This is a genomic window from Floridaenema fluviatile BLCC-F154 (assembly GCF_041929135.1).
GTDB lineage: Bacteria > Cyanobacteriota > Cyanobacteriia > Cyanobacteriales > Aerosakkonemataceae > Floridanema > Floridanema fluviatile.
In genome coordinates, this window is record NZ_JBHFNS010000087.1 from 176,681 (window position 1) to 198,045 (window position 21,365).

The following is a 21,365-nucleotide window of genomic DNA, read 5'->3' on the forward strand; positions in this document are numbered from 1 at the left end:
GCTTAGAAAGCGATGTTATCCACTAGGTTTTCATCTTCAGCAAAGTTATCTGTTACAAGTCCATCGCAGAAGTCAAAAACCGGGATCTCTAAGTCTTTAGCAGTGGTTAACTGGGTAGGGATAATAGGATGACCTTGGTTAGTTGTCTTGGTTGACGGAGAAATAACTAAAGTTGCTGGTTTTGTTGGGGTGATCTCAGGCTCAAAGCTCAAGCGGTTATTTAACGCTGTGTTAGCTGAGACAGCCCCGACACCTTCTAGAAATAGCGTGTATTTTACATCGCCCTCATAAATACGGGAGTCGTAACCAGTGACAGTGTAAGTACCAGGTTGAACGTCCTTGAGTTTCAGAGGTTTAACGAATGACTGAGAAAGGTACTCACCTAAGCGACCTTGCTTTAAGGCTTTACGTAACTCTGCTTTCTCAAACTTGACATCATTGCCGTCTTTGTCCTTGCGGCGTACCATCATAGTTAACTCAAGCGCGTTGCCCTCTTCATCAGCAACCTCAAGTAAAAACCGCTTGTTATCTTCAATAATGTCTAGGTCTGCTTTAATGTCGCTAATGGGGAACTTCTCATCACCCCAACACAGAACAGCCACACCGTCTTTACTGCCTACGTATGGAGCATAAATGTTTACTTCACCATCTTTATAGATGACTGTGTAAGTGAAGCGAGTACGGGATAGGAAAACATCTGTAAGACCTAAAATGCTCAAAGCGTCATTGATAACATTCTGAACTCTTGCGATCGCAGGATGGTTATTAGGGATCTCAGTTCTTTCTTTGGAAAACTTAGCGCGGTTGAACAAGCTTTTTACTTCTTCTGTTACGAACTGCATACTTATGTTCCTTAAGTGTTGTAAGTCTTTTTATGTCTTGGTTTCAGCGTTTATCAGGCTTCTCTTTGCCTCACACTCTTATCATAGCAGGTTGACCTGTGTTTGCCAACCATTTTAGAGAACTTTCTAAAACTTCCTCAGCTTCTAGTTCATCAGTATTTATTACTAGAGTATCCGTAGCCATTTTATAGGCTGCGTACTCAACCCAATGATCGTAAGCTGTTTTCAAAGCGTGCAGGTACTCAGTTGATACCTCACTCTCAAAACTTCTACCCCGGCAAGCTATTCTATATAGCATGGTGCTAACAGCAGCTTTCAAGCAAATAAGGACATCTAACCGCACTTTTGGCAAGTTATCCGCCATAAGCAGTAAACTTTCGTATTGTGCATCGTTTAACTGTCCTAACTGGTACATCGTAGGCGTAAAAACAGACTCACCCATAAAAGGCGCGTCAACGATACCACCCAAGCGCGATACTTTATAAACGTTCTGCCATCCTAAAGTTATCGCTACAGCTTGGCAGTCAAAGTTAGACTCTGATGGCTCTGGAGTGGTTAAGCTGTGGACTATCCAAGGGTTTAACTCGAAGGGTTCTACATGGTAGGTTAACCCTAACTCTCTGCTTAACTTCATTCCCAAGGTACTTTTACCAGTACCCATAACGCCAGTAATGCCGATACTTAAGGGTTTTACCAAGGGCTTAACCTCTGTACTTTGTTTGTATTAGGCATCGTGCAACAATGTGCAACGAGTACATCAGACTCTTTGAAAAATGGAACCATCACATTTTCAACGATGCGATCGGTTTCTATGCGAGTGGGATAAACTAAGACCTCGTTAGGTACTTTGCTATCCTCGATCAGCAGGTTGTAAGCAACCTCTAACTCAAGTTTGGGCTTTTCTGTGTTATTCATTTATCAAGGTTCATCGCTGTTTCATGGTTTAATATTACTCTTAGTTAACTAGCCATGTCAACTAGTGTAACTAGTTTTTTCTTAAGTTGTTCTCCGATGTATTGAGTAAACTTCGGAGGTATCGCCTGACTCAGTTCTGTTGCTGACATCCAGTTAATACCCATAGCAGTCTCTACATATTCCTTAGTAACGCCTTTTGCTGGCTGTATCCCGGCTCTATGCCCTACCACACAAACAAAACCTTTAGGCGATAGCCCTTTATTAGCCCCCGGCGATCGGTCATTGTGGGGAAAGTGTAAGGGCGCTTCGATGTCTGGGTACACCTCAAAAAGCCGATGGCGATAGACTTTTAACCCAAACATAGAACCACAAAGTAGTATCGGACTCTGTAATAGTGGTCTAGCTCCTGTGACGTTTTCCACTACATAAGGCGTGCCTAACTTTCTTAATATCTCCAAAGTCGGTGTCAGTAAGTCTGGGTGTTTTTCTTTGTGCTTACCCGATGCACTACTAAACCTCTGACAAGGCGGTGAAGCGTGAATAATGTCATATTGATGCCCGTACCGCTTTAGAAACTCGATCGCGTCGTATTGGTAAAACCTGAATGGGTATCTTGGCTGTGGCACGATATCAACGCCATGTATTTCTGAAACTAGACCAGAGCGATCGTAACCAACAGCAGCCCCACCAGCGCCGCAAAACAGATCCAAAAGTTTCATTTAGTTATCAATGTTCTGTTGTTTCCATTATTATATATGTTTACTAACTATGTCAACTAGCTAGTTGCATTCAGTTACAAATGGCTCAACCCCAGACAAAACCAGGGTTAACCGCGCTTAAGCTGTCAGTAGTTCCAACTCTGGGTAATAGCCTAACTGACTTTGTAACGCTGGTAGGCAGTCTTTACCAACGTCTAAAGGTCTGATAGCCTTTGGCATTCCAAGCTGCATTAGATAACGACTAGCTGAGTCAGTAAAGTATTTCTCACTGTGATCAGCCGGATACTGTAAAAACTGCATAGCTTTATTTCTCGTTGCAGAGAGTTCCCAAGAGCAAAACTCAGCAGGCGGTTCACACAAGTCGATCACCTCCAAGGGACTATTAGGCGGTAAGTTATCGGACTTATCCCCGAATACCGCTTTATGTCCCCATAACTTAGTAGGCATATCAAAATAAGTTCCTAGTCGTTTGTGTGACCAATGGTTTAGATCGTCCAGAGTCATCCTAACTCTGGGAAACCAGCCCTTCATACAAAACCATTCGGTGTTATTGTCCAACAGACCTAACCAGTCAGTATCGACTGTAACTAATATCAACCTGTGCTGTTTTTCTGGCGGTAACATCCTGTTACACATAACTATACAAGCTGCCATATCATCAGCTTCAAAACCTTGACCAGCCATCACTGACCATCCTTGGTTTTGAATAACCTCTAGCATCTTGTTTTTTAACTTAGTAAAAGTGTATTCAGGAAACTTTCTACCAGCTTTGTAATGTATCGGTTGAGGTTCTAACATTTTACCCTTTTTTCCATACCTCTCTACCTTTTCCCACACTTCAGGTCTTAATAAATATTCTGTTCTCCAATAAGGTTTTGAGTCTACACAAAATACTGTCTGAAACTTTTCGTTAGGCTTTAAAACACCTAAATATTCTTGCGATAAAACCTGCACTAACTGAGCTTTAATAACGCCTAAATAATGCTTTTTTGGGATATCTGCATTACCTACGATCGCGTGTAGTTGATGACAGAAAACTGAGTAGTCGAAAACTACTGTTGTATGCCTGGTTTTTTGCATAGTAAAACTGGTTAATGTCTTGGTGTTGTACCCTAACATTAACTTGTTTAACATACCATGTCAACCAGTATAATAGTTCTCCCATATCAGTTTTGTAGGCTGACAACTTCGGCTGTAATAGTTTCTACATTCGCTTCTTTTGTTAAAAAGACATGATCGGCTGACTCTGCCCAGTTTAACCTCTCACAAGCAAGTAGTAGCATCTCATCAATATCATCAGCCTCTTTCAACTTTTTATCAATACTCGCTATTTTGCCAAAAGCTCTTTTTAACCCCAGAGTAAACCAGTGGGATATAGTAGTTTGCATTTTAGTTAGCACTCGTAATATATAACGTTTGTTTCATAATAACACGGGTTAACCTGTATGTGTGACAGTTCTAACCCGTGCCACTTATAAAAATGTGACATCATAATACTACTCTGCTTTTCAAGCTATTTTTGGCTGGTAGTTGTTGCTTTTGTCGTCTTACTTTTGGTGTTTTTTCTGGAAGGAGTAGCAAGAGTCGATCGACTTTTCCAGTCTGGTATGACCTCGTTTAAAGCTTCTTGCAAAATAGGTGTTTCTTCCTGAGTAAAACCATTAGCTTTCTTGAGCCATTTACCCCGGCTATCTGGACGGGTGATCACTCTGGGAGTGCTACCAGTTTTTTCTTTGTATAGTCTGGATAGTAACAAAGCTAACTTGTGCTTTTCTGAGCGTTCCAGTTCTAAACCCTTGCTTTCTAGCCATTCAGATAGAGTTATCATATCTTTTGCGGGTGTATTTTCTTCTACAGGGCTTAAGTCGTCCGCTAAGGCTAAGGCATATTGTGCGGGTTGAGCTAAAGCCGCAACTAAAAGCTTAAGTATTTGTTTTTTAGGTATTAACTCTAAATAATGAACCTCATTACTGCTGTCCTTGCTTCGGTTTAACTGGTTTAAGACTACTTGCATTTAAAAATGTTCCCTCTCTATGAAAGTTTTAATATATTTAGATATTATTCTACTTTTATAAAACCTGTTATGTCAACCTGTACACCATACAAGGCATGAGTAAACTTTGTATCATAGAGATACGATACTAAAAATATCTTTATACAGGTTGACAAGGTAGGTCATCCCGTATAACATGGTAAATGTAAGGCAACAGAGGGACTGGTACTCCCTAGCACAGACCACCGTCGAATGAAACGCATTGGATCTGCCAACGGTAACTGACGACTAAAGCCACTGTTGCAAGAGAGCTAGGCATAAACGCGGTTTGTAACTCCTAAACCATCAACTAGCTACTACGGCATGAGTGAAAGGTGATGAGCCTGAAACTACATGAGAGCTTTCAAGCTAAAAGTCGAGTGAGACTATAAACCACACAGAACCTTGACAAAACCTGAAAGTAGCTGAGGTAAGGTCGGAAACGATGACCACGCCTCAAAGTAGACGGCTGATAACTCAGCAATGATAAGGTTTCATAGCCCAATAGGGCATCTAATAAAGTCCAAGCATGGTTAAGGCGTGGTTAGCCAAGCTGAAGACTGAACAAGATGCCCTAAGAAGGCTTAAACTTTTTGGCTTTAGAGATACCTGATAGTTGTTAAGTTGGTCTAGTAACTATCAGGAATATTTCTTTATTTTAGAACAATATTTAAGCAAATAAGAGGGATACTATGACATCAAATATTAACTGGTGGTGGAAAGGTTGCCCTAGAGAGGTTGTACAAGCAAGGAAAAACCCGGAAAAACTAGCATTTTTTGCGAAAAAGTATCAAAAACTAGCAGAAAGGTTTATACATAAAGCAGAAGTTTTCAATAGCATTGTTAGCACCATTGAAACTTTTTTAAACAGTTATAGAAATATTCAAAAAGAAATCGAGCCTGCAACAGCAAAACCTCAAAAGTCCCCTAGTGGTAGACCTTTCTACAGTAGAGGTAGTATCCGGTCATCATTCAAAGACGCTAAGGATGCTGTCAAACAACTTAAAGGGATGGCATACCGCAACAAGTCAGGTGAACTAATGTTTTATAAGGACTTAGCCAAACCAGCTAAGACAGCCAAAGAAATGTTACAGGACGCGAAAAACCGCGTACACGGGCGGGTTAAATACTGGCAACAGTATATCGAAAAGTTTAATGAATGGGCTTCTAGTTATGGTTTACCCGATATTAAAAGAAGTTTTTTAAAGTGGGCAGATCCGATCAGAGAGTTAACCCCTTGGTACGAAATGAGGCAAGCAAAAATAGGCGGCGCTATTCGCAACAATGAAGATAACGACTTTTACAAGCGTAACAGCCTCATGAGTACAGTTCCTTGTAGCATTTTGCCCCATTTTCCGGGTAAATGGTAAGTTACCTCAGAGTAACCAGTCTATCTGGCTTAAAATGCCTTCGACACCGCCTAACTTACCCAATAGATCGCCCTCAACTTTACCAAGAGCGTCTAGTATAGGTCGTCTAACACCTTTTAAAACCATGTCTATTTTGCCTTGTGCCAGCCCGATCAGGTCGTCTGGGGTAGGTACTTTGATCCCCACTTGGTTTAACAGTTGAATACCCATGTCAACCTGTGGAGGAAACTTAAAAGGCGATATCTGGGGGTTAAGGTCTAAAACCTTTCGGATACCTGATACAGATCCGGTTACTTGTTTAGCGATACCTGAAATACTGCCAAAACCAAAACCAATAAACACTAACGATCACCTCGTTGTTGTGCTAGTCCGAAGTACCCACCAGTAACAGCCGATAAAGTAACTGAGACAGCCTGTGCGTAGTGTTCAGGGTAGCGGATACCCAGAAAGATAGCCCCGGCGATCGCAATACCCACCAAAGCGGCTCTAATAGCTTCAATACGTACTAAGCCGTAGTTTGGTTGTGCTTCAGTATGCTTGACTGCTACCTGCTCATTAGTTGCTGGCATTTCTGCAATAAAGGTCTGCTCTGGCTGTTCGTTGTTGCAGTTAATATTTTCTTCTGTCATGATCGAAACAACTCAATATATAACGTTTATGTATGCCCTTGGATAGATGAAACTATCACAAGGGCTTTACTCGTTAGCCTGCAAACTTGGCAAAGTCTGAGGCATCGATAATGGTAGAGGTAAACCGTTTTTTACCAGTTTTTCGCTGTATTTCACGGCACAACTCGATAAAGTTCAAGTGGCTAGAGTAAAACTTGCCAACTAAGCAGCCTGCTGACCACTTACCAACTGAGTTATTACTAAAACTTGGACTTGTAGAATGCTGGTTAATGCCGTAACCATCACCAGTGAAAATAGGATCGCCAATGCGTAGCCCGTCCTGGTTAAGGTCACGATGGATCTTTAAGTTGCCAACTTGGACTAAAGCGGGTTGACCTTTATGATCGCCTAACGCCCAAGCGTCCTTATGCTGCATTAAAGCGATACGTGCAGCACCATTCGGGTTAAGCGGTCGGTTTGTATAAAACGCCCCCGGCTCTGAGGTTGCAATATTGCTAAAAAGTACAATACCCTCATTAGTAACTACCGATCGGGCATCATCCCATTTATCAAGTCTGCCTGCTATAGGTTGCCAAGTATCAGGATCGCAGTCTTCAATATATACAATGTTCCAAGGTTCGATCTCGTACCCCTTGAATGCCATGTATTTTAGTAGGCGTTTTCCGTCAAGCGCCATTATTTAACCTCACTTGGAGAAGACATAAATACGCTGTCTTTCACCAGTTCTTTAGGCAGTGAAAAAATGCGTCCTGACTGCATTTCAAAAAACTGTAAACCTTCCCTAGATCCGATGTATTTAACCTTGTGGATCTCAGGCACAAAATAGCACTCAGTAGGGATGTATTTAAACTCCATTGCTGTTACCTATGACATCCCTACTAAGGTGTTTTTGTTACTCAGAAACTACATTTTTAGACACTCTGGGTTGCTTCTTAACGACTGATGGCGCTTGTACTTCAGTTTGTACGGTTTCCTCTTGAGCATCTAGCTTTTCGGCTTGTTCGTCTGGAGTAGCAACTAACTGATCGGGCATCGGCTGAGTATCAAGATCCATAGGCGTTAGTTGCTCGTTTAAAAGCTCAGGATCGATCCTAATGTCCATACCGTTATCCAAGCGTCTGAAGGCTGGTAAACCTAAGATAGTCCCCAGATACCGCACCTCTACACCTTCAGCCTTTAAGCGATAGCTTCTACCGAAAACTAAGTCCATATTTTCTGCTATGAGACATCAATATTAACCTGTAGTTATACTAGTTGACATGGCTGGTTAGCATTGTTAGCATGGGATAAATCACTAAGAGGGTTTTAAATGGTCTTACAGGCAGTGAATAAAAGGAAAGCTACAGATGTCATGAAAAGCTGGCGTTTAGTAGCTAACATTGACTACCAAAACTTAGACCGCGATACTTTGAAAAATAAGCTAAGAGATATCAGAGAAAGAGTAGAAATCAAAGTTAACTTATCTGCTTCTACAGAACACTTAAAACTGCAATGGAAGCGAATAGTCGATGATATTCAATACATGGCAAGTCGTGTAGAGTGGCACAAAGTTTTTTACTCAAACTTTCACGATAGCTATCTCTATTACAAAAGTATTTTGTCGGAGGAAGATAAAGCGAATAACATCAATAGCCCCCGGTTTCCTGCACTCGCTCAACTGGAAGAAATAGGGCAATATTTCTACTTGAGACAGTTAACTAGTTATGTGGAAGAAAAGAACTTACAACATAGCATCTTAGTTAATATAATGGATGTCGCAACATTGAGAGAGCATTTAACCTTTTTCATCAACAAAGGCGTAACAGTTCACCCAAAACTTAACCAGTCACCCTCTACATTACAAATAGAACTTTTAAAGATCGTGAGTGACTTAACAGCCGCAACAGCAGAAAAATCAACTATTTAACTAGTTAACATAGTAAGTTGACATAAAGCAGACAGTGAATTGCTGACTATCTGTAGAGAAATAGAACAGTTAAGCCTAGAAACTGGAGTTTAGATTATCGCGCCGCAGGTTCGACAGTCTAAACTCCAGTTTCTTTTGGTCGTCGATCTTTAAGTTTCTGGTTTCTTGCCCTAATGTGTTAGTTTGGCTATTCCATTTCTTCGTAGTAGTTGGTGGCGTTTAGCCAAGTTTTTCAAATATAGCGATGGTTTCGAGTTCTAGGACTTCTTCTCAGTCAGGGTAGGGTTATAGATGGCTCAACAGATATCTGGAGGTTCTTTTGCTAATTTGGTAGAGGATAATAAAATTGTGCCTATATTTTTTAAATCAGCATGAGTACCCAAGTTACTCTTACTCTACCCGATCAGGTCTATCATCGCGCTAAACATTTGGCTAAATTAACTAGTCGGGATGTAACTGATGTCTTAGTTGAGGCAATTTTTCTACCACCTGTAGGGACTGCCTCTGGTAAAAGTGTCTTAATAGTTGAGGACGATCCTATAAACCTTCGTGTTTTCTCGAAGCTTCTTACTAAGCGGGGTGGTTTAGAAGTTAAGGGGACTGAAAATGTAGAAGAAGTAATGCAAATTGCCCAGTCTGGTGAGGCAGACTTAATTTTGATGGATGTTTCCCTACCAAATAGTTTTTACCAAGGCCAGAGCGCTGACGGCATTAGAATCACGCAAATGCTGAAGCTTGATCCCAGAACTGCCGACATACCTGTGATTCTAGTTACAGCTCACACGATGCCGGGAGATCGGGAAAATTTCCTCAAACTAAGCAGTGCTGATGGCTATATTTCTAAACCTGTAGTCGATCATCAAGAATTTATTGATGACATCCAAGCTTCTTTTAGAGAACGCAGTTTTCAATTAGGAGTAGAGATTAGTAGAAAAGTTTCCCTTAATTTACTAAATTTCTATTATAACGAATTAAAGAATAAACGAAGGGATGCTCAAGAATCCGAAGAACTGGAGGATGCTCAAGAATCCGAAGAACTGAGAGAAGTTATAAATATTGGAAAATATAAAGCTATTTGTGGTTCTGTTAGTCATGGTCTGAAAGGTGAATTTATGAACATAAGTTCATCAATACAAAATATTCGAGAATTCGGTAATAGTTTGTCTGAGATTCAAGAAGAATGTGATTTGATCGAGCGGAGTATCGGATACAGCCAACTAATTTTACGACAGCTCCTAGATTACCTTAATCTAGGTAAGACCTCAATAGAACAAATAGATATTATAGAACTAATAAGAAAAACTGAATCGCTAGTTAGACCACGTTTACCATCAAATGTTGAGTTAGAAGTTGCAATTGACTATTGCTTGCAAAAGCCGATGGTGTTAGGAAACTTTGAACAACTAATGAGCGTTCTGCTTGAATTAACTAAAAATGCTACAAAAGCGTTAGCTCTACACGGCGGGAAAATTGTGTTTCACATTGAAAGAAACGACAAATATATTGCAGTATCTGTAAAAGATAATGGTACTGGTATATCAGACGAAGTAAAAGATAAGTTATTTAAAGAAGCTGTTTCAAGCAAGAGAGGTTTGGGTTTAGGTTTATTTCTTTCTCATAAAGTAATTAATGATATGGGAGGAAAATTAGAATTGAATACGTCTTCCGAATACGGAACTAAATTTACAATTTTAATCCCTATAGCTAACAAATAAAAGGAAGCGTTAAAATGCCTGTAAGAATTCTCATAGTAGATGATAATCGTGATACTCTTAGAACATACAGCAAGGCTTTTCTACGTAGAATTAGGCACAAGGAATGGGAATGTAATTTACCTGAAAGTTTGAATCCAAAGTCAATACTTGAAGTTGAGAGTGCAGATACGGTTCAGCTTGCCCTAGAAAAATTAGAGGCACAGCCTTTTGAAATACTAGTAGTTGATTTGAAAATTCCAGGTTTTTCTGGAGAGGAAATGGGAGGCTTGGAACTAATCTCAGAATCTCTCCGACTCGATCCACTGCGTCCAATCATTGCTATTACTGGGTACGGAAGTATAGCTTTAGCAAGAAAAACGCTAACTCAGGGCGTATTTGATTTTATAGAGAAGTCTGATAAAGCTGTAGATGATCTCATAGATGCCGTACAAAGAGCCATTGATTGCCGTGACGAAAAGATAAGACGTGCTGGTAATCCGTTCACTCCAATGACAGGTGTAGAACCCACAATTTTTGGTGGTAGGACTGAGGAATTAGAGTTCTTTGAACAGAAGCTAAATAGGGCTATCTATACAAAAAACTGTGAACATTTTATTGTTCTTGGTAACTGGGGGATTGGTAAGTCAACTTTACTCAGAGAGTATAAGAAACTTTGTCAGAGTCGTGGATATATTGCATCTATCGTTCCACTTGAACCCTGGCCGCCTGGTACTAGTTTAACAGAAGCAGCACGTTCCATTGTAGAAGGAGTTCTACGTGATCTTCCATATCCTGTTGACCGATTTAAAAGAGTTATTCAATTTTTTGAATCGGTTGGAATTAACATTTTAGGAAGTGGCTTAGAGTTTAAGCGAGATACCTCTAGAAAAGCACTATCTCCACAGGCATTTCTTCACGACACTCTGCTCAGATTATGGCAAGACCTTGAGGATAAAACTGAAGTCTTTGTGATACTCCTTGATGATCTCGAAAACTTTATGGCAGTTTCTGAGATTGTAATGACCCTTAAATCAACACTTTCAATGGATTCGCTCAGGAATACTAAACTCCTGTTAGGACTAGCATCAACACCAGCAAGCTGGCTTGAACTTACGTCAGTCCAAAAGCATCATCCTCTTTCTCGTTACTTTTTATCGCGAGTTGAACTTACTCCACTTAATGAAACAGAAGTTCAAGATACTATCTATAAATCACTATCTGGAACAGGTGTCTCCTTCAGTTCAGAGGTAATAAAATTAATATTTGAATATACAGAAGGTCATCCTTTTCAAATGCAATTATTGTGCTATCACCTTTTCAGTAATCAATTATCTAGACGAGTCGAAGTAGACACTTGGGATAAGGCATTGCAAGCTACACTAAAGGATATAGGTATTGCAATATTTGAACGATGGCTGGATCAACTAAGTTTTGAAGAAGCTCAGGTTATTAGTATTATTGCAAAAGCCGATAATCCTATCCAAGCTCAGGAAATTAAGAAACTCATAGAATCGCGGGGTTTGAGTATTTGTTCGGAAAATACCGAGGAGTATTTACGTTTTCTTATAGAGAAACAGATTATCAGAAAGAGTAACTATAGCCGCTACACTGTACCAGACCCAATGTTTCGTACCTACATACGTACCTACTTAAATTGAGTAAAAATCTCCTCAACATTTAACATGACAGGCATATATCATTGTTTACTTCGTACCAACTATAGATTTAGCCTGTAAGTTACTTGAAGGACTTACATATAGTCTAATGTCCAGTTATAGTAAGTCACGGTGCTAACTAACTATAACTAACACACATAACAGGTTGACCTGTGTTAGTATTTAGGAAAAAGTAAAGTTCCTAATGCTACACAGGTTTTGTCATGAAAACGAAAGCAGAAATACAAGAGCAGTACCTAGAATGGCTCAAGGGTAAGTCTTTGAGAGCGATCGCTCGTAAAGTTGGCATCTCTCATAGTGCAGTACAAGCAAAGTTTCAAATGCTCTATGGTCGTCAGGCTACCGATCCGGTTGCTACCTCATTGGTGAGATCTCTTTTAGATGACTATGGCTGTACTGAAGAAGTGTTAAGTTTATTACCTAAACTGATAGGTGTTTACGAAAATACCCAACATCGATCGCGTCATTCCATCAACCAACTTACCCGCTATCAGACCGCAACTGACGATCTGATGATGGACTATTTGACAGAGGTTGCTTCTGTGTCGGATGACAACGGCGTAACAGCCTTGTTTTACAGCCCGGATGACCAAAGAGAAGCTGAGGATAAACCAGAGCCTTTAAAGCTACCTTTATTTCTGTTGTTATCCGTTACACTGGTTAACCTGCTAGGTGTGTTAATGCCTAAAAAGTCCTCTGTAGCAAACTTCAAAAATAAACAGGAAAAAACTCTTTTAGCAAGTTGACATTACTGGTTTACCAGTGTTAACTTTAAAGAAGTTGAAAGAAGGTTAACCAATGGCTAGACGTACTCGACACATCAAAGAAAGTTGGGAAACTTGGGATGATAGTAGTAATAGCGGGTTTATCTCATCTGGTAGCAGTTCATCTTATAGCCGTTCGTCAGACTCAAATATTAACGATGATAGTACACCTTACGAGTCTGGTTATTATGTTTCAGATAGTTCTGACAGTAACTACTCAGATGATAGCTCTTACTCTTCATCTTCTTCTATCAATGTAGGGGACAAAAAGACAGCCCTAGTCTATATTTTGATGGTTGTTGGTATTGGATCGTTACTGGTTTCAATGGGAAACATGAATAAGCACAACAATACAACAAATATTCACATTGATGAGATAAACGGTGATGGCAACAAAATAGAGTTTTACCAGAAATAATGAAAGAAGAAAAAACCATTTACTCTGTTTCTGTAGGCGCTCTAGCTGGTTTATTTATTGGGTTCCCCGCTTGGTTAGCTTCTGAGGACTTCGGACATTTAGCGGTAGCTTTACTATCAGGAAGCGTGAGCGGTTACTTAGTAGAAACTGTTAGACCTGAAGACAAGAAAACTAGAAAGAAAAAGGGCTTAAGTAACGCTGAAGTAGTTAGAAAACTCTCAAAGGTAGCTGAAGACTACGGTAAACTACCCTCTAGCTCTGGGTATTCTTTAGAATCTCACAGCAGCATTTTACAACTATTAGAACATTACAAAGAACAAGATAAAAACTAGTTAACTAGGAAAATATTAATAACGTCTTAGGTTTACTAATACAAAACCTAAGACTTTTTGCTATGGATATTAACTTTAAAGACATATTAAAAGAACTATCAGAACTAGGTGTTAACCATGTAGGTTTAGCTGCCAAACTGGAGCAAATACGCCTACAGTCGATCGCAGGTTGGGAACAGGAAAAAGTAGCCACGCGATCGGAGACTGGCAAGGTCGATCTATTGGAGAAGTACCCCGAAATAGCAGCCCGTTGTATCGCGCTTCAGTTCCAAATATTCCAAGATGCGATGAACAGAGCCAACGATACCCAAACTGAGACAGATGTTAGTTTTACCGTGAATGTTCTGCCACTTGAGGAAGAAAACCGTTAAACTGGTTGACATAGTAGGTTATCATAAATAAAATAGTGGTATATAGAAAAAATAGGACTAGTAAGAAAATGTACGAAAAACAGATTGCTACTTTGAGACAAGTAGTAAGTTTATTAACCTCGTTGCAGACTGAAATGATCCAAGATCAGGAAGCGGCGATCTTAGAAGGTGAGGACTATTCAGGCAAAAAGGTTTTAAAAGAAGTCGATACAGCCCGGATCAAGTGCTGCAACATCGTCTTAGGACTTCAGGCATTGACCACTACAGATCCCATGAAATAAGGAGTTTAGCTTAATGGCATTAACTTATCGGTTGAAAGAACAGGTCATTAACTCAGTTTTTACCGCTATCCGCACCGCTATCAATACCTTAGATACTCCAGACTTTTTCCTAGTCCGTCATCACCTCAGAGTTGCTTATATTGCAGCTTGTGACGCTCTAGCAGCCAACACAGAGCCAGTTAATCCAAATAAGTCTTCTGAGGTCTACCAGAGTTATGCAAGACGTTTAGACAGTATTGCCTTAGAGTTGCAGGCTATCAACTCAGAGTTACCAGGCTATCATCAAGCCATTTCGGAACGGCTCAACAAGATGACCAGGACTCTAAGACTAACATCAGATGAACTCAAGACAATAAAGCCGATCATGCCTGATGCTGACATCTCTCAGTTAAAAAGAGCTTTAGGCGTTTTGGACAGACTAAATGCTGATGAAGAAGTAACGGAGTTAAAAACTAAGATCAACTTGCTATTATCTAAAGCAGCTTAAAAAGTTAAAAAGTTAAAAAATCCCTCTCAATAAACACCTTAGAGATGATAAGTTTCTAGGGTGTTTTTGATGTGGAAATAAGGCTGCATTCGGGACAAATGAGGGTATTTAACGATCCTCATAGAATCAGGACTTTAGTAGCAGGACGTAGGTTTGGCAAGACTAGGTTGGCTACCTATGAGTTATTAGTAAGAACTTTATCATTTCAAGGTAAGACTAGTTTAGAGTCCCCAGAAGTCGTATTAGGAGTTTTACCCACATTACAACAGGCTAAAAAAGTGCTTTGGCAACCTTTGGTTAACTTAGCTGAAACTGAGTTATTCCATGTAGTTAAAAACATTAATAAAAGCGAATATCGAATCGACTTTAAAGGCAGTAAACCGAGTATTATTGTTAGCGGCGCTAATGACCAAAATGGCGATCGCCTAAGAGGTTTAAGAGTATATTTTATATTATGCGATGAGTACCAAGATTGGAAACCAGGAATTTTTGAGACTGTTGTTTTACCTGCAATGTCAGACACAAAAGGTAGTAGGGCATTAATCACAGGTACACCAAAAGGTAAGAAAAATACCTTATATGAAATGTTTCAAATGTGTGAGAAGTTGCCTTATGAGTACGCCTCTTTTAATATGCCTACATCTACTAATCCAACAATACCAAGGGCAGAAATACAAGCGGCTAGACTCAGACTACCTCCCAAACTATTTAGGCAAGAGTACGAAGCCTCATTTTTATCATTTGATAACCAGTTTTACACCGAACTTTCAGAAGAAAATCTAGTTAACTATGTTCCTAATAGTTTTGACTTGGTGGTTATGGGTTGCGATTGGGGAGATATTAACCCCGCAGTAGTCGTAATAGGGCGCAATAACGGTGTCTGGTACTACTTAGAAGGTTGGCAAAACAACACAGGTCAAGTAGTACCAGAGCCTACTTTTGACAGTCAAGCTCTACGTTTAGCAAGTCGTTGGAATGTCCATATAACCTACTGTGACCCCTCAAGACCAGCATCTATATTAAGAATGCGTACTATGGGCGCTCAAAATAGCGTAAGAGGACTACAGCAGACGGTAGCAGGCTTTAACGCGATCGCTGAAGGTATAAACCAAGTACACAGTCTTATTTATCAGCGTAAGCTACTGTTTACGACTGCAATAACGAGTAATGCTAAGGGTTATGTATCTGGTAAAGATGCGTATGAGCTAATGATGAGCTATCACCGGAAAACGGCTAAAGACGGGACTATTCTAGATATTCCGGCTGAAGGACAGAACGATCACATTATTGATGCGATACGCTACGCGCTTGCTGTTCCTACAGGTACAAATACTCAATAAAAATATCTATCGAACTGACTCATCGGTTAAGCTCCGCTGCCTGCAAGGGTTCCAAAAAAGGTTAAAAATACTGACCATTTTGGTCACAAAAACGTGGTAAAACTGACCAAAAAGTAGTTATATTAAAGGAGTGAGCCACAGAGAAAGATAAAACCACATAAAGGTTTTTAAAAACAATGCAACAGATAAATAAGCAACAGCAAGGGCAAGCGCCTAGAAAAGATGGCGTTTATTATGCCGATGGTTTCTATACCAAAGATGAGATAGCTAGAGATAACTTAAACCTTGTTATTGCCATTGTCTTAGCGCCGTTTACTTTAGGTCTTTCTCTCTTCCTTCACGCTTGGTTATGTTTTTTCAGACTTTAAGCCATGTACCAGCACGGACAACCCCAACAACAAAAACAGTACGGAGGATATTGAATGACACGACCTCAAGACATGGGACAAATGGGTAACGGTTATGGTCAGTACCGGATCAATAGCCAAACGGGAGAACGCGAATGGCATCATTTGGATGGCTGGTACTCTGACAGCCAACTAAGACAAGATGACTGGAACTTCGGTGTTTCTTTAGCCTTAACTCCTTTTACCTGTGGTGCTTCGCTTGTGGGCTATGGTCTGATGTCCCTGTCAGACTATGAAGAACCAAGCGGCGGTTACGGTGGTGGCTACGGTGGTCAAGGTGGTCAAGGCGGCGGCTTCAATAGAGGCGGCAATGGTGGTCAAAGTGGCGGTTTTAATAAAGGTGGTGGCTACGGAAACCGTCAAGGCGGCTATGGCGGCGGTAAAGGTCGTTATTAACATCCTCTTTAACTAGTTAACTAGGCTTGTTAACTACAAAGGTAAACCCCTGGTAAAGTTCACCATAAACTAGGGCAATGTCAATAAGTCCCTAGAAATATTTATCAACCTATTAAACGACGCTAACAACAACGAGAACCATGATCAATGTACAACAACAGCAAAACCATAGACTTATTTTTGACTTTGGCAACTACGATATCAAACACAGCCTTAATGGATCTCAACCTACTAGTATTCGCTCTTTACGCTTTCAGCTTCCTTGGGGTACTGTAGCTCACAAGTCTAGCCCTTCTTCACCGCTTATTGAGTACCAGGGCATTCGATACCACTACGGCGCTAAGGCTAACGAATATCGCAGTAACGAGCCTACCGTATTAGCAAATAAGCAAGATCGCATCATTCCCGCTTTATTTGCTTGCTTACCCCCATTAATGGGACGGAACGAATATGGCGTATTTCTCACTACGTTTCACCCTATCCCAGAAATGGTTACTCAAGGTTATCGCGCTTCCTTGGTTGGTAAGCATGAGTTTAAATACAACGGCGAACCAATGGAAGTCAGAGTCCTAGACGTTAAAGTATTGCCTGAAGGTCTGGGAAGCTACCTACACGCTAAGAAGTTGGGCATGGTTCCAGACAAGGGTTATACAGTCCTGATCGACATTGGTGGCGGTACTTGGATCAGTAGGCTTTTCAATGAAGATGGGGACATTATCGGCTCAACAGTAAATGAAAAGGGCGGTGCTTTTGCCTTAGCTCAGAACATTGCTTTTGATGGAAGACTGAGAGCAGCTTTACCCAGTAGACCACTGCCATCTATGATCATGGACGGTCTTGCCAACGGTACTCTACATTACGGCAGCTTACCAGTTACCTGGAAAGACTATTACATGGAATATCTAAAGCCTTGGTTTTCTAGCATTTTGGCAGAAGTTCAAGCCGAATATGCCCCGTATTTTGGCTACATTACTCGCTTTATTCTGACGGGCGGATCAAGCCTATTAGTTAAAGACTTGGTTGCTGATACTCCAATGTTTCTGTCTATGCCAGATCCTCGCTATGCTAACCTTTTGGGCATCTTAGAAAATAATGAGGACATCGTAAATGCCCAAACAGAACAAGCGATACAGGTTTGATCTAGGAGAGCAGGAATATAACTTATTAGACAGGTATAGACAGATCTTAGGACTGCGATCGCATACTGAAGCGTTAAGAGTCCTGATAAACAGTTATGTACCAATAGCGATAAATAACCATCAGAGAGCTATTGGCTTCACTCCAGACCTTCTAAGCAACCCTAGTTTACCTAACCAACCTACAGAGCAGGTTAATCCCCCTGAGATAACGCCAGAAAGTTCTCAACCTCCTGAGACACCCCCGGAAAACTCTTCAGAGCCTCCAAAAATGTTTCTAGGGCTACCAGAACCTACAACTAAACCATCTGTACAGCCCTCACAGATGCCTTTACAAGCCGATCAGATATTTGGGGATCTGATGAGAAGACTAAGCTAAACCTAAATAGCCCAGATGTCTTAGCCCGTCTGGGTTCTACCTTCCCAAAACAATGAAACTGAACATTAACCTAATACGCCACAGGAAGAACAAACCGCTTAACTTAGTTAATGACTTTTCAAAAATAGCCCTATTCTCTGCATTACTTCTCGCTTTAAGTGTCACCTCAATAGTAATAAGTAATGGGCAGAGTTATCAGCCATCAACTACAGAAAATAACTCTCAATAGTCTACTAGAAGCTATTACCTTAAACCTCACAGTTGCCAGTTGATCGGCAATGTTTAAAGCCTGTCAAATAATGAGGCGTTTATATGGCAAATAAACAGAAAAATAATGAAGTTTTAGAAAACCAACAAGACCAAAACAGTAAGACTAGCAATGGAAAACTTAACAAACAAGGCAAAGGTAAAAAGAAAGGTCTGACTGATGAACAACTGCAAGAAATAGATCTAGGTCAGAAGTTAGCATGGGGTTCATTAACTTTTATCTGCCTAGCAATATTTCTAGCTGTTGGCTGGAAAGTTTATCAAAGCTATCGAGGTAGTCAACCTAGTTTACCTCAGCCTACTCAACAGACAGATCAGCCGGAACAAACTAAACCTAAGCGCGATAAGCCAGTATTAAACCCAAAAGCTAAAGCCACACCAAAACCTAAACCAGATGTGGAATATTACCAAGTTGAGCCATTTATCCCATACATCGGCTATACGGACACCTGCAAAAAGATCATCAAGTTTAAGGCTCCATCCGGGCGTTTGGCTACTATCTGCGTATTTCAGCCCCCGAATGACTGGGTTTTAGGTGGTGGGTTGCCTGAAGAGGAGTACACAGCAGAGCCGGGAACAGCACTGTACAAAGCTTTTAAGATAATGGAAGAAAAATATGGTAAACCCCAATAAGAAAAACCAAGACGGGACAAATGTAGATCAGGTAGTCCAGATCCGCTACAAAGATGAATACTCAGGCACAGAGGTATCTAGACAGCTACACCTACCTGGTGAAATACCAGAAGAGGAAGAAGAGGAAGATCCGCAAGAACTACTACAACAGGCTTTTAGATCAGATCTAAATGTACCGCCTACAGTTTTTGACTATGTACAAGACGCGGTTGTATGGACTTGTACCAGTGCCTTTATCAGTCGTTGTGCTTATTTAGCGATCGCCTACATACCAGCCGTTTCGGGAAAGCTTTTAATACCTATTTTGTTTATCGGTGGTTTTGCTATTTTGGTCATTTTGTATCTGGTTTTAATAGCTGGTGAACAGGTCGGATCTACACTCTACGCTTATCGACTTTGCTTAATAGCCACTGGTATTTTATTCGCCATTTTGTAACCATTTAGTAAATAGGAAATAGCCCCAGATGAACTTAGTAGAACTAGGTATTAGATCAGTCCTAAATAAACATTTTGCAGGTCTAAGCCTAGTTGTTTCTCTAGGTTTTCTTGGCTTGTCAGTGAATGAAAAAGAACCATTTAAAACTACTTATACTTCCTTAGCTGGCATCTCAGCGGCTTCTGGCTACGTACAGAGAAAAAGACAGCAAAAACTCAGAGAACAGCTTGAGGGTTACGGTTTAGACAACAATACTATTGATGCTTATATTGTCGCATCACAGCGTAAAAACCCATTTGGCATAAACCCCAGTAGACCTTTAACGGCTGGACAACTACCGACAAAAATAAAACTAAATGACAGACAAAAAGCACTTTTAGAAGCTAATAAACATTTTGCATCTTTACAACTTCCACCACCAAGGGTTAAGCCTACCCCAATGGAAATGCAGATGATGATGCAGCAGCAAGCACCACAGCCTGTTTACAGAGATGCTTTTAACTTTGATGTATTCAGACAAGATCCTGACCAGTTTCCACATATTTTAATAGTCGGTGCTACTGGGGATGGTAAAAGTACACTGGCTGAATATTTAGGCTTATTAATGTCAGGAAATGGCGGTAAACGTTACGCTATTGCTCCTCACACTAAGCCGGATGACTGGCAAGGTTTTGATGGTGTTTTTGGTGGTGGTAGGTATTACGGAGATGAGAAAGATCCAGAGGTTAGCTATGAAGATATTGTCAACTATCGGTTAGATAAACCGCCTACTGTTTCACAAGTCTTAAAAGCCATTTATGCAGAAATGGATCGGCGCTATAAACTACGCGATCAAGGCATAGAAGACTATGAGCAGCATGAATGGTTCATTGACGAAATACCCGCTATTTCTTCTGCCTTGAAAAAGCTTTTAGCTCACGTAATGGAAAAGCTTATTTTAGAGGCAAGAAAAGTAAAAATAAGACTTTGGCTATTAGCTCAAGGTCAGACGGTTAAGCTTTTAGGTATCGAAGGTAAGGGAGAGATCAGAGAGTCTTTAACATATATTCGTTTAGGTTCATTTGCTAAACAATATGCTAAAGAGTTGATGAAAAGTAATGACATTAACCCTGAGTTTTACCAACGTCTACTAGAGGAAAGATGGGCGTGTATGGTGGAAGAAAACTATGCTCAAAGACCACCTTATCAACTAATGAAAGAGGCTATTACACAGTTTTCTAAGACTCGCTTAGACTGGAGATCTAAAGCTCAAAATAGCCTAGTAAGTGGTACAGCTAAGAGCCTACAAAGCATTAGAAATAGCACCCAAAAAGTAGCCAGATTAAAAACACAAAAAGAGCCTGTTAGTTCCGAGTCTTTGGGAGCCTCGTCCGATAATACTATAGTATTACAGAATAACTTAAACTCTGAAACCATTACCAATACTACGTTACAGGAGTTACCATCCTCAGTTATTGCAGACAGACTAAGCAATGTGATGAATAACTCAGTAACTAATAACAGTAACGCTGATAACTCAAGGCTTGTAGCTGTTGAGTCTGATAACGATGATGGCTCTGAGAATGATTCTTATATTTCCGATCGCTCAGTTATTTCTGATAATCCTGACAATATTGCGTTGACAAATAATAAAAATGACGGAGTTGGATCTAGCATTTCGGATGTTAACAAAGTTCACTTTACAAATATTCCTGCTGAGTCTGATAGTAGAACTGTTAATGATAGTGTTTTAGGTTCTGAAGAGACTATAGAGGCTTTCGGGAAAAGTTGGACTAAGACAGAACTTAAACAAGTAGCCTTAGATGCGATCGCTAAAGGTGAGAAACGAGGCGAGATAATAAAAAATATCTGGAAAATGGGAGGCAAGAAATATAAAGAAGGTTGCAACATTTGGAATATGTTAGAACTACCTGAAACTTAATAACAGGGAGTAAC

At 40.3% G+C, this 21,365-nt stretch carries 28 protein-coding genes and 1 pseudogene; 18 read left to right on the forward strand and 11 right to left on the reverse strand.

What is annotated here, in order from left to right:
* Nucleotides 1-2 precede the first annotated feature (2 nt).
* From ACE1B6_RS24315 to ACE1B6_RS24345, 7 genes are all read right to left on the reverse strand, one after another.
* The gene (locus tag ACE1B6_RS24315; RefSeq protein ID WP_413259861.1) at nt 3-842 is read right to left on the reverse strand and encodes a hypothetical protein; all 840 of its coding nucleotides are present in this window, start codon (nt 840-842) and stop codon (nt 3-5) included.
* 70 nt (nt 843-912) lie between these two features.
* Nucleotides 913-1,539, reverse strand: coding sequence for a deoxynucleoside kinase (locus ACE1B6_RS24320; RefSeq protein WP_413259862.1), 627 nt, complete (start codon nt 1,537-1,539; stop codon nt 913-915).
* Nucleotides 1,533-1,757 carry a hypothetical protein gene (locus ACE1B6_RS24325; RefSeq protein ID WP_413259863.1) on the reverse strand — a complete coding sequence of 75 codons (225 nt, stop codon included), beginning with the start codon at nt 1,755-1,757 and terminating at the stop codon, nt 1,533-1,535. The genes ACE1B6_RS24320 and ACE1B6_RS24325 overlap by 7 nt, the downstream gene beginning before the upstream one ends.
* Before the next feature lie 44 nt (nt 1,758-1,801).
* Nucleotides 1,802-2,476 (reverse strand): DNA cytosine methyltransferase, encoded by a 675-nt coding sequence (locus ACE1B6_RS24330; RefSeq protein ID WP_413259864.1) that lies wholly within the window; start codon nt 2,474-2,476, stop codon nt 1,802-1,804.
* A gap of 117 nt (nt 2,477-2,593) precedes the next feature.
* Nucleotides 2,594-3,556, reverse strand: a complete 963-nt coding sequence (locus ACE1B6_RS24335) for a PIN domain-containing protein (protein ID WP_413259865.1) — start codon at nt 3,554-3,556, stop codon at nt 2,594-2,596.
* Between the two features lie 86 nt (nt 3,557-3,642).
* A complete protein-coding gene (locus ACE1B6_RS24340; protein ID WP_413259866.1) occupies nt 3,643-3,864 on the reverse strand; it encodes a hypothetical protein in 222 nt (73 codons plus the stop codon).
* A 125-nt stretch (nt 3,865-3,989) separates the two neighbouring features.
* Nucleotides 3,990-4,490 carry a hypothetical protein gene (locus ACE1B6_RS24345; protein ID WP_413259867.1) on the reverse strand — a complete coding sequence of 167 codons (501 nt, stop codon included), beginning with the start codon at nt 4,488-4,490 and terminating at the stop codon, nt 3,990-3,992.
* Nucleotides 4,491-5,200: 710 nt separating this feature from the next.
* Here ACE1B6_RS24345 and ACE1B6_RS24350 point away from each other — a divergent pair.
* Complete coding sequence (locus tag ACE1B6_RS24350) at nt 5,201-5,878, forward strand: hypothetical protein (RefSeq protein ID WP_413259868.1); 678 nt, start codon at nt 5,201-5,203, stop codon at nt 5,876-5,878.
* A gap of 6 nt (nt 5,879-5,884) precedes the next feature.
* On the opposite strand, the gene ACE1B6_RS24355 is transcribed toward ACE1B6_RS24350, so the two are convergent.
* From ACE1B6_RS24355 to ACE1B6_RS24370, 4 genes are all read right to left on the reverse strand, one after another.
* Nucleotides 5,885-6,220 carry a hypothetical protein gene (locus ACE1B6_RS24355; protein WP_413259869.1) on the reverse strand — a complete coding sequence of 112 codons (336 nt, stop codon included), beginning with the start codon at nt 6,218-6,220 and terminating at the stop codon, nt 5,885-5,887.
* On the reverse strand, nt 6,220-6,447 hold the full coding sequence (locus ACE1B6_RS24360) for a hypothetical protein (protein WP_413259870.1): 228 nt from the start codon (nt 6,445-6,447) through the stop codon (nt 6,220-6,222). The genes ACE1B6_RS24355 and ACE1B6_RS24360 overlap by 1 nt, the downstream gene beginning before the upstream one ends.
* Nucleotides 6,448-6,580: 133 nt before the next feature.
* A complete protein-coding gene (locus tag ACE1B6_RS24365; protein ID WP_413259871.1) occupies nt 6,581-7,183 on the reverse strand; it encodes a hypothetical protein in 603 nt (200 codons plus the stop codon).
* A 216-nt stretch (nt 7,184-7,399) separates the two neighbouring features.
* Nucleotides 7,400-7,717 (reverse strand): hypothetical protein, encoded by a 318-nt coding sequence (locus ACE1B6_RS24370; protein WP_413259872.1) that lies wholly within the window; start codon nt 7,715-7,717, stop codon nt 7,400-7,402.
* 99 nt (nt 7,718-7,816) lie between these two features.
* Here ACE1B6_RS24370 and ACE1B6_RS24375 point away from each other — a divergent pair, with 99 nt between their 5' ends.
* The 17 genes and pseudogenes from ACE1B6_RS24375 to ACE1B6_RS24455 all read left to right on the forward strand — a co-directional run bounded on the left by ACE1B6_RS24375 (nt 7,817) and on the right by ACE1B6_RS24455 (nt 21,351).
* Entirely contained in the window at nt 7,817-8,413 is a 597-nt protein-coding gene (locus ACE1B6_RS24375; RefSeq protein ID WP_413259873.1) for a hypothetical protein, read from the forward strand.
* A 476-nt stretch (nt 8,414-8,889) separates the two neighbouring features.
* A pseudogene (locus tag ACE1B6_RS24380) lies at nt 8,890-9,300 on the forward strand (response regulator); the annotation flags it as partial.
* Nucleotides 9,301-9,819: 519 nt separating this feature from the next.
* On the forward strand, nt 9,820-10,128 hold the full coding sequence (locus ACE1B6_RS24385) for an ATP-binding protein (RefSeq protein ID WP_413259916.1): 309 nt from the start codon (nt 9,820-9,822) through the stop codon (nt 10,126-10,128).
* Nucleotides 10,129-10,142: 14 nt separating this feature from the next.
* Nucleotides 10,143-11,765, forward strand: coding sequence for a response regulator (locus tag ACE1B6_RS24390; RefSeq protein ID WP_413259874.1), 1,623 nt, complete (start codon nt 10,143-10,145; stop codon nt 11,763-11,765).
* A 221-nt stretch (nt 11,766-11,986) separates the two neighbouring features.
* Nucleotides 11,987-12,529 carry a hypothetical protein gene (locus ACE1B6_RS24395; RefSeq protein ID WP_413259875.1) on the forward strand — a complete coding sequence of 181 codons (543 nt, stop codon included), beginning with the start codon at nt 11,987-11,989 and terminating at the stop codon, nt 12,527-12,529.
* A gap of 52 nt (nt 12,530-12,581) precedes the next feature.
* The gene (locus ACE1B6_RS24400; protein WP_413259876.1) at nt 12,582-12,965 is read left to right on the forward strand and encodes a hypothetical protein; all 384 of its coding nucleotides are present in this window, start codon (nt 12,582-12,584) and stop codon (nt 12,963-12,965) included.
* Entirely contained in the window at nt 12,965-13,297 is a 333-nt protein-coding gene (locus ACE1B6_RS24405; protein ID WP_413259877.1) for a hypothetical protein, read from the forward strand. The genes ACE1B6_RS24400 and ACE1B6_RS24405 overlap by 1 nt, the downstream gene beginning before the upstream one ends.
* A 62-nt stretch (nt 13,298-13,359) precedes the next feature.
* Complete coding sequence (locus ACE1B6_RS24410) at nt 13,360-13,668, forward strand: hypothetical protein (RefSeq protein ID WP_413259878.1); 309 nt, start codon at nt 13,360-13,362, stop codon at nt 13,666-13,668.
* Between the two features lie 68 nt (nt 13,669-13,736).
* Complete coding sequence (locus ACE1B6_RS24415; RefSeq protein WP_413259879.1) at nt 13,737-13,949, forward strand: hypothetical protein; 213 nt, start codon at nt 13,737-13,739, stop codon at nt 13,947-13,949.
* A gap of 13 nt (nt 13,950-13,962) precedes the next feature.
* On the forward strand, nt 13,963-14,436 hold the full coding sequence (locus tag ACE1B6_RS24420; RefSeq protein WP_413259880.1) for a hypothetical protein: 474 nt from the start codon (nt 13,963-13,965) through the stop codon (nt 14,434-14,436).
* 98 nt (nt 14,437-14,534) lie between these two features.
* Nucleotides 14,535-15,776: a terminase large subunit domain-containing protein gene (locus tag ACE1B6_RS24425; protein ID WP_413259881.1), complete on the forward strand. Its 1,242-nt coding sequence runs from the start codon at nt 14,535-14,537 to the stop codon at nt 15,774-15,776.
* A 176-nt stretch (nt 15,777-15,952) separates the two neighbouring features.
* The gene (locus ACE1B6_RS24430; RefSeq protein WP_413259882.1) at nt 15,953-16,144 is read left to right on the forward strand and encodes a hypothetical protein; all 192 of its coding nucleotides are present in this window, start codon (nt 15,953-15,955) and stop codon (nt 16,142-16,144) included.
* Between the two features lie 54 nt (nt 16,145-16,198).
* The gene (locus ACE1B6_RS24435; protein WP_413259883.1) at nt 16,199-16,579 is read left to right on the forward strand and encodes a hypothetical protein; all 381 of its coding nucleotides are present in this window, start codon (nt 16,199-16,201) and stop codon (nt 16,577-16,579) included.
* A gap of 140 nt (nt 16,580-16,719) precedes the next feature.
* A complete protein-coding gene (locus ACE1B6_RS24440) occupies nt 16,720-17,718 on the forward strand; it encodes a ParM/StbA family protein (RefSeq protein ID WP_413259884.1) in 999 nt (332 codons plus the stop codon).
* A gap of 688 nt (nt 17,719-18,406) precedes the next feature.
* Nucleotides 18,407-18,994, forward strand: coding sequence for a hypothetical protein (locus ACE1B6_RS24445; protein ID WP_413259885.1), 588 nt, complete (start codon nt 18,407-18,409; stop codon nt 18,992-18,994).
* Nucleotides 18,978-19,430: a hypothetical protein gene (locus tag ACE1B6_RS24450; RefSeq protein WP_413259886.1), complete on the forward strand. Its 453-nt coding sequence runs from the start codon at nt 18,978-18,980 to the stop codon at nt 19,428-19,430. The genes ACE1B6_RS24445 and ACE1B6_RS24450 overlap by 17 nt, the downstream gene beginning before the upstream one ends.
* Before the next feature lie 28 nt (nt 19,431-19,458).
* The gene (locus ACE1B6_RS24455) at nt 19,459-21,351 is read left to right on the forward strand and encodes a P-loop NTPase family protein (RefSeq protein ID WP_413259887.1); all 1,893 of its coding nucleotides are present in this window, start codon (nt 19,459-19,461) and stop codon (nt 21,349-21,351) included.
* Nucleotides 21,352-21,365 lie beyond the last annotated feature (14 nt).

Bases quoted from the DNA above. Each gene is read 5' to 3' on its own strand.
- ACE1B6_RS24455 (WP_413259887.1), top strand. From the start codon at position 19,459: ATGAACTTAGTAGAACTAGGTATTAGATCAGTCCTAAATAAACATTTT.
- ACE1B6_RS24425 (WP_413259881.1), top strand. From the start codon at position 14,535: ATGAGGGTATTTAACGATCCTCATAGAATCAGGACTTTAGTAGCAGGA.
- ACE1B6_RS24370 (WP_413259872.1), bottom strand. From the start codon at position 7,717: ATGGACTTAGTTTTCGGTAGAAGCTATCGCTTAAAGGCTGAAGGTGTA.
- ACE1B6_RS24385 (WP_413259916.1), top strand. From the start codon at position 9,820: ATGAGCGTTCTGCTTGAATTAACTAAAAATGCTACAAAAGCGTTAGCT.
- ACE1B6_RS24410 (WP_413259878.1), top strand. From the start codon at position 13,360: ATGGATATTAACTTTAAAGACATATTAAAAGAACTATCAGAACTAGGT.
- ACE1B6_RS24335 (WP_413259865.1), bottom strand. From the start codon at position 3,556: ATGCAAAAAACCAGGCATACAACAGTAGTTTTCGACTACTCAGTTTTC.
- ACE1B6_RS24450 (WP_413259886.1), top strand. From the start codon at position 18,978: ATGGTAAACCCCAATAAGAAAAACCAAGACGGGACAAATGTAGATCAG.
- ACE1B6_RS24340 (WP_413259866.1), bottom strand. From the start codon at position 3,864: ATGCAAACTACTATATCCCACTGGTTTACTCTGGGGTTAAAAAGAGCT.
- ACE1B6_RS24365 (WP_413259871.1), bottom strand. From the start codon at position 7,183: ATGGCGCTTGACGGAAAACGCCTACTAAAATACATGGCATTCAAGGGG.
- ACE1B6_RS24325 (WP_413259863.1), bottom strand. From the start codon at position 1,757: ATGAATAACACAGAAAAGCCCAAACTTGAGTTAGAGGTTGCTTACAAC.
- ACE1B6_RS24345 (WP_413259867.1), bottom strand. From the start codon at position 4,490: ATGCAAGTAGTCTTAAACCAGTTAAACCGAAGCAAGGACAGCAGTAAT.
- ACE1B6_RS24330 (WP_413259864.1), bottom strand. From the start codon at position 2,476: ATGAAACTTTTGGATCTGTTTTGCGGCGCTGGTGGGGCTGCTGTTGGT.
- ACE1B6_RS24375 (WP_413259873.1), top strand. From the start codon at position 7,817: ATGGTCTTACAGGCAGTGAATAAAAGGAAAGCTACAGATGTCATGAAA.
- ACE1B6_RS24390 (WP_413259874.1), top strand. From the start codon at position 10,143: ATGCCTGTAAGAATTCTCATAGTAGATGATAATCGTGATACTCTTAGA.
- ACE1B6_RS24405 (WP_413259877.1), top strand. From the start codon at position 12,965: ATGAAAGAAGAAAAAACCATTTACTCTGTTTCTGTAGGCGCTCTAGCT.
- ACE1B6_RS24360 (WP_413259870.1), bottom strand. From the start codon at position 6,447: ATGCCAGCAACTAATGAGCAGGTAGCAGTCAAGCATACTGAAGCACAA.
- ACE1B6_RS24440 (WP_413259884.1), top strand. From the start codon at position 16,720: ATGATCAATGTACAACAACAGCAAAACCATAGACTTATTTTTGACTTT.
- ACE1B6_RS24445 (WP_413259885.1), top strand. From the start codon at position 18,407: ATGGCAAATAAACAGAAAAATAATGAAGTTTTAGAAAACCAACAAGAC.
- ACE1B6_RS24315 (WP_413259861.1), bottom strand. From the start codon at position 842: ATGCAGTTCGTAACAGAAGAAGTAAAAAGCTTGTTCAACCGCGCTAAG.
- ACE1B6_RS24430 (WP_413259882.1), top strand. From the start codon at position 15,953: ATGCAACAGATAAATAAGCAACAGCAAGGGCAAGCGCCTAGAAAAGAT.
- ACE1B6_RS24350 (WP_413259868.1), top strand. From the start codon at position 5,201: ATGACATCAAATATTAACTGGTGGTGGAAAGGTTGCCCTAGAGAGGTT.
- ACE1B6_RS24435 (WP_413259883.1), top strand. From the start codon at position 16,199: ATGACACGACCTCAAGACATGGGACAAATGGGTAACGGTTATGGTCAG.
- ACE1B6_RS24395 (WP_413259875.1), top strand. From the start codon at position 11,987: ATGAAAACGAAAGCAGAAATACAAGAGCAGTACCTAGAATGGCTCAAG.
- ACE1B6_RS24420 (WP_413259880.1), top strand. From the start codon at position 13,963: ATGGCATTAACTTATCGGTTGAAAGAACAGGTCATTAACTCAGTTTTT.
- ACE1B6_RS24400 (WP_413259876.1), top strand. From the start codon at position 12,582: ATGGCTAGACGTACTCGACACATCAAAGAAAGTTGGGAAACTTGGGAT.
- ACE1B6_RS24415 (WP_413259879.1), top strand. From the start codon at position 13,737: ATGTACGAAAAACAGATTGCTACTTTGAGACAAGTAGTAAGTTTATTA.